The organism is Treponema sp. OMZ 805 (assembly GCF_050937395.1).
Lineage (GTDB): Bacteria > Spirochaetota > Spirochaetia > Treponematales > Treponemataceae > Treponema.
On the sequence record NZ_JACCLP010000024.1, the window covers coordinates 1 to 4,028 of the forward strand.

At 42.4% G+C, this 4,028-nt stretch carries 9 protein-coding genes; all 9 read left to right on the forward strand.

The genetic code is table 11. The annotated features are described in order from the left end of the window. Nucleotides 1-454: host-nuclease inhibitor Gam family protein (locus HGH47_RS11860; protein WP_432912562.1), on the forward strand; the 454-nt coding region annotated here is incomplete at its 5' end. Between the two features lie 51 nt (nucleotides 455-505). Next, nucleotides 506-1,021, forward strand: a complete 516-nt coding sequence (locus HGH47_RS11865; RefSeq protein WP_432912565.1) for a phage protein GemA/Gp16 family protein — start codon at nucleotides 506-508, stop codon at nucleotides 1,019-1,021. Further along, on the forward strand, nucleotides 1,018-1,401 hold the full coding sequence (locus HGH47_RS11870) for a Mor transcription activator family protein (RefSeq protein ID WP_432912568.1): 384 nt from the start codon (nucleotides 1,018-1,020) through the stop codon (nucleotides 1,399-1,401). Before HGH47_RS11865 ends, HGH47_RS11870 begins: the two co-directional genes overlap by 4 nt. Next, nucleotides 1,391-2,035, forward strand: coding sequence for a DUF2786 domain-containing protein (locus HGH47_RS11875; RefSeq protein WP_432912570.1), 645 nt, complete (start codon nucleotides 1,391-1,393; stop codon nucleotides 2,033-2,035). The genes HGH47_RS11870 and HGH47_RS11875 overlap by 11 nt, the downstream gene beginning before the upstream one ends. Then, nucleotides 2,036-2,320 (forward strand): hypothetical protein, encoded by a 285-nt coding sequence (locus tag HGH47_RS11880; protein ID WP_432912573.1) that lies wholly within the window; start codon nucleotides 2,036-2,038, stop codon nucleotides 2,318-2,320. Nucleotides 2,321-2,387: 67 nt separating this feature from the next. After that, nucleotides 2,388-2,858 carry a hypothetical protein gene (locus tag HGH47_RS11885; RefSeq protein WP_432912576.1) on the forward strand — a complete coding sequence of 157 codons (471 nt, stop codon included), beginning with the start codon at nucleotides 2,388-2,390 and terminating at the stop codon, nucleotides 2,856-2,858. 16 nt (nucleotides 2,859-2,874) lie between these two features. Then, nucleotides 2,875-3,102, forward strand: coding sequence for a hypothetical protein (locus tag HGH47_RS11890; protein WP_432912579.1), 228 nt, complete (start codon nucleotides 2,875-2,877; stop codon nucleotides 3,100-3,102). Next, entirely contained in the window at nucleotides 3,099-3,311 is a 213-nt protein-coding gene (locus HGH47_RS11895) for a hypothetical protein (RefSeq protein WP_432912582.1), read from the forward strand. Before HGH47_RS11890 ends, HGH47_RS11895 begins: the two co-directional genes overlap by 4 nt. Next, entirely contained in the window at nucleotides 3,311-4,021 is a 711-nt protein-coding gene (locus HGH47_RS11900) for a hypothetical protein (protein ID WP_432912585.1), read from the forward strand. Before HGH47_RS11895 ends, HGH47_RS11900 begins: the two co-directional genes overlap by 1 nt. The last annotated feature ends 7 nt before the right edge of the window (nucleotides 4,022-4,028 follow it).

Consider the following 4,028-nt stretch of genomic DNA (forward strand, 5'->3'; position numbering starts at 1 on the left):
CCTCAAGGAAATCGGACTTCTTGAACACGAACTGGAAGCAATCGACGGGGAAGCGAACAAGAAGATTGCAGAAATTAAAGCGGACTGCGCAAAGCAAGGGGAGGTCTATCGTAAACGCATTACCGACCTTTCCGCCCTGCTTGGCGCATTTGCCGAATACAACCGCGAGGAACTGTTTAAAGACCGCAAATCCCAAAAACTATCCTTCGGTGAATTTGGCTATCGTAAGTCTACCGCAATCAGCATCAAAAAGACAACACTTGAGCTTCTGAAAAAACTGCATTTAACCAAGTATATCCGTATCAAAGAAGAGCCGGATAAGGATTTGATGAGTGAGCTTGATGATGAGGCACTTGCGCAGGTAGACGCGGTACGCAAGGTCAAAGATACCTTTTTCTGCCAAGCAAACCGCGAAGAAGTAAACAAAGAGCTGTTGAAAGAGCAGGTATCGTAAAAGCCGGTAGACGGTACGGATTTTGTATTGAAAGAGGAGGAGAATCGCGTTATGGAAGCAAAAACAAACACACCGAAAGCAGGCGTCGCTGGGCGCAAGTGGATACAGATACTCCACGTAGCAAAACGTGAGTGCGGTCTTGATGATGCTTCCTATCGTGCCCTCCTTTTTGGTGCAGCAGGGGTTGACTCGGCTCGTGATATTAAAACGTGGCAACAGTATAACGCGGTACTCAAAGCCTTTGCAAAGCTCGGTTTCAAAGTAACCGCCGGTAAAGCGGCACAAAGCGGCTTAAAAAAGACCGCACCGCAAAATGACCGTAATGGCGATTGGATTAGCGCACGGCAGGAGTATTACATCCGGGGATTATGGGATTTGGCAAGCAGGGCAAAAGATGAATCTTCTTTACAAGCGATGCTCCAGCGCATTGCAGGGGTTACGCATATCGAATGGATCAGCAAGGAAAAGGCTACCAAGGTGATCCTTGCCTTGCGTGACATTGCAAAAAAAGCGGGGTTCAATCCTGACCGTCCGCCTCATCCTCAAAGTGAAGGCGCAAAGCAGTGACCGACAGTATCTACGAAGCGAACGAAACGCTTGAACAGCTGGAATTACTCATCGGTAAGGACAATGCCCGGAAAGTCTTTGAATTTTTTGAAGGCAGTAGCTTCTATTTCCCCAAAAGAATCGGACTTGCCGAGCAGCACCGTCAAATCTTTGCAGAGCTTCGTGCCGGAGCCACCTACGCCGACCTTGCGGAAAAATACCGCTACACCAAATCCTACATCCGCAAGATAGAACACAAACTAACAGCCGAGCGGCGCGCCCTCTTGAAAGCAGGCATCACCCCGCCTGATGAAACCGCCAGTGCAAGCACCGATCCTGTCAAACTGGACGTGCCGCACTCAAGACCATTTGAACAGGGAGAATTATTTTATGAACACTGATGCAGAAACCATTAAAAAGCGGATTAAAAAGCTTTTGGCGCTGTCAAAAAGCCCGAATGAAAACGAGGCAATGGCAGCATTACAAAAAGCGCAAGCGCTGATGGAAGAATACCATGTAACGGAAGCCGAATGCGTGTATGCGTCGCAGACGGTCAAAGCGACAAAGCGAGAATCGGCATGGCGCTCAACGCTTGCGAACACCGTTGCATCGCTGTATGCCTGTGAGGCATTACGCGATGTTTCAAGCGGTCAAATGATTTTTTACGGGGAAGCATTCGACGCATTTATGGCAAAAGAGATGTACGGCTATTTAAGTAAAACGATAGACCGGATGGTTAAGCAGAACGTGCGTAAGCGCAATACGCTGAAATACAAAAATCAATACCGCTTCGGGATCGTCTGTCGGTTAGCAATTCGGATATATGAATTGGGACAGAAAGTATCATGGGCGCCTGAGCGTGAACATAAATTGCTTGCGGTGAAAAAGGCCGCGGAAAACAAATTCGGCATTATAAAGAGGCGTGAACTGAAGACAACCCATAGTGGTAAAGCCTTTAATCGCGGCGTAGCTGACGGCGGCGCTGTGTCGCTGCACCGGCAGGCAACCGCCCGCAACGGCTACTTGGAGGGATAAATGACAATCGAAGAAATGAAAGCGAAAGGCTATAAGCATTATACAGCAATTATCGAAAAGAAGCTCGTTACCAAAGAAGTAGAGGTATGGGCAAAGAACAGATACGATGCAGAAACAATACTTGCTAATGCTTCCGAAGAATTATCAGATTGTGATTTTGAAGAGTGGGTGGAGTCGGAAATTCACGACCTGACTGAAAGTATATGTTCACCGATCGGTACTGCAGCTGCACAGTCAACGGTAACGGATTGCAATGAAGATTTTTACAAAAGCGAGGAAGAGTAAATTATAAATATCTATAATTTACTTTACGGCTCAAAAGTAAAATATACATTTTTTGAAGGAGAATAAAATGGCTAAAATATTTTTAAATCGTTCGATAGCGAAAGAGGGTACCTATTCCTTAAGGAATGGAGCAACGCGCCGGTTGCTTCTTGTGATTAACAAGATAAATAAGGATATTGAATGCAATGTCCCGTTTCAGGGTTCTATTGGAACCCTTGAAAAAGGCAACACCTCATTTATCTTTGTAAATGAGGAAAAGCGCAAAGACGATAGGATAATTTTTGTCTTTACTGACAATGGTTACGGAGTTTCATTTCACAGTGAAGCGCCTATATTTTCTGCTACTTCAATCGGGGGGTATGGTAATAGCGAAAGTACTATTGCTATTTTGAATGAGGGCACTCTTATCGAGTGCCATTCATATAAAAACAGAACGGAATCTGATTTTTATCTCACTGATAAAGAGCAAGGCTTTGTTAAAGTTTCGCTTGAAGAAGCCATATCAATGCTTCATAGCGAAGACATTCAAGAGATTTAGCGAGGATGAATAAACAATGATTGTTCTGAAAGGCACACTTGTAAAAGTTGCACATAGCCAACGCGGAGCATTTACCGCCCGCGTAGCCGAAACCTTTAACACCGAACGGGAAGTATTCTTTCCACTCATCCTCGAAGATGATGTCCTGTATGGACACGGGTATGATTGGCACAAAGGCGATTGTATTAGTTGCAATCGTCAATTTTTACGCGCGTTTGAAATACTGGAGGAGAAAAGATCATGATAGAAGTGAAACTGCAAGGCCGCGTAGAGTATATAGGCAAAAAGTATTACGAAGTTCTTTGTAAAACAGAAAAGAATAAATATGAGATAGTAAAAATTCTTGGGGTTTGTCCTTATACAATGGAGCAATGTGTAACACTTGATTGCGTATTCGTCGGTGTAGAGATAATCGGCGAATATTACGAGTTAGTTGCAAGGGAGAAACAATAATGAAGATAAATAAAGCATGGTGTTTTTTCGAGCAAACCGGAACATTTAAAAACGAATTTATGAAGCTCGGTATACCGGCTGTAGATTGTGATATATTAAATCATTTTAATCAAACAGATTATCAAATAGATTTATTTGATGAAATTCAAAAAGCCTACACGGGGAAAATGTCAATTTTTTATCATATTTCTACTAATGATTTGATTTTTGCATTTTTTCCGTGTACTCGATTTTCCTGTCGTGTACAACTAAATGCACGGTGTGAAATGCCGCAATCTCGTAACTGGGATAATTCCAAAAAATTGGATTATTCACGAGACATCGTTAATGGAATAAGCAAGAATTATGACTTATTATGTAAATTATGCATGGTTGCATTATCTTACCGATTTAGACTTATTGTTGAAAATCCATATACACAGCCACATTTTTTAACTCAATATTTCCCCTTAAAACCGAGCATCATTGACGTAGATCGTACAATGAGAGGAGATGTATATAAAAAGCCAACTAAATATTACTTTATAAATTGCAGTCCTGAACAAAATTTTTGTTTTGAAAATATCGAAAACGAAGTCAAATTGACTGTCGAAAAAGTAATAAGCGATGAAACTATGACACGAGAAGAAATGAGAAACTATATTTCTCCCGTTTATGCAAATAGGTTTATTCGGGAATTTATTTTAGATGAGGAGGCATTAAATGGCTAGCACCACA

What these genes read in the sequence shown, in the direction of transcription:
- HGH47_RS11865 (WP_432912565.1), top strand. Translation starts at nt 506, where the DNA reads ATGGAAGCAAAAACAAACACACCGAAAGCAGGCGTCGCTGGGCGCAAG.
- HGH47_RS11875 (WP_432912570.1), top strand. Translation starts at nt 1,391, where the DNA reads ATGAACACTGATGCAGAAACCATTAAAAAGCGGATTAAAAAGCTTTTG.
- HGH47_RS11880 (WP_432912573.1), top strand. Translation starts at nt 2,036, where the DNA reads ATGACAATCGAAGAAATGAAAGCGAAAGGCTATAAGCATTATACAGCA.
- HGH47_RS11885 (WP_432912576.1), top strand. Translation starts at nt 2,388, where the DNA reads ATGGCTAAAATATTTTTAAATCGTTCGATAGCGAAAGAGGGTACCTAT.
- HGH47_RS11890 (WP_432912579.1), top strand. Translation starts at nt 2,875, where the DNA reads ATGATTGTTCTGAAAGGCACACTTGTAAAAGTTGCACATAGCCAACGC.
- HGH47_RS11895 (WP_432912582.1), top strand. Translation starts at nt 3,099, where the DNA reads ATGATAGAAGTGAAACTGCAAGGCCGCGTAGAGTATATAGGCAAAAAG.
- HGH47_RS11900 (WP_432912585.1), top strand. Translation starts at nt 3,311, where the DNA reads ATGAAGATAAATAAAGCATGGTGTTTTTTCGAGCAAACCGGAACATTT.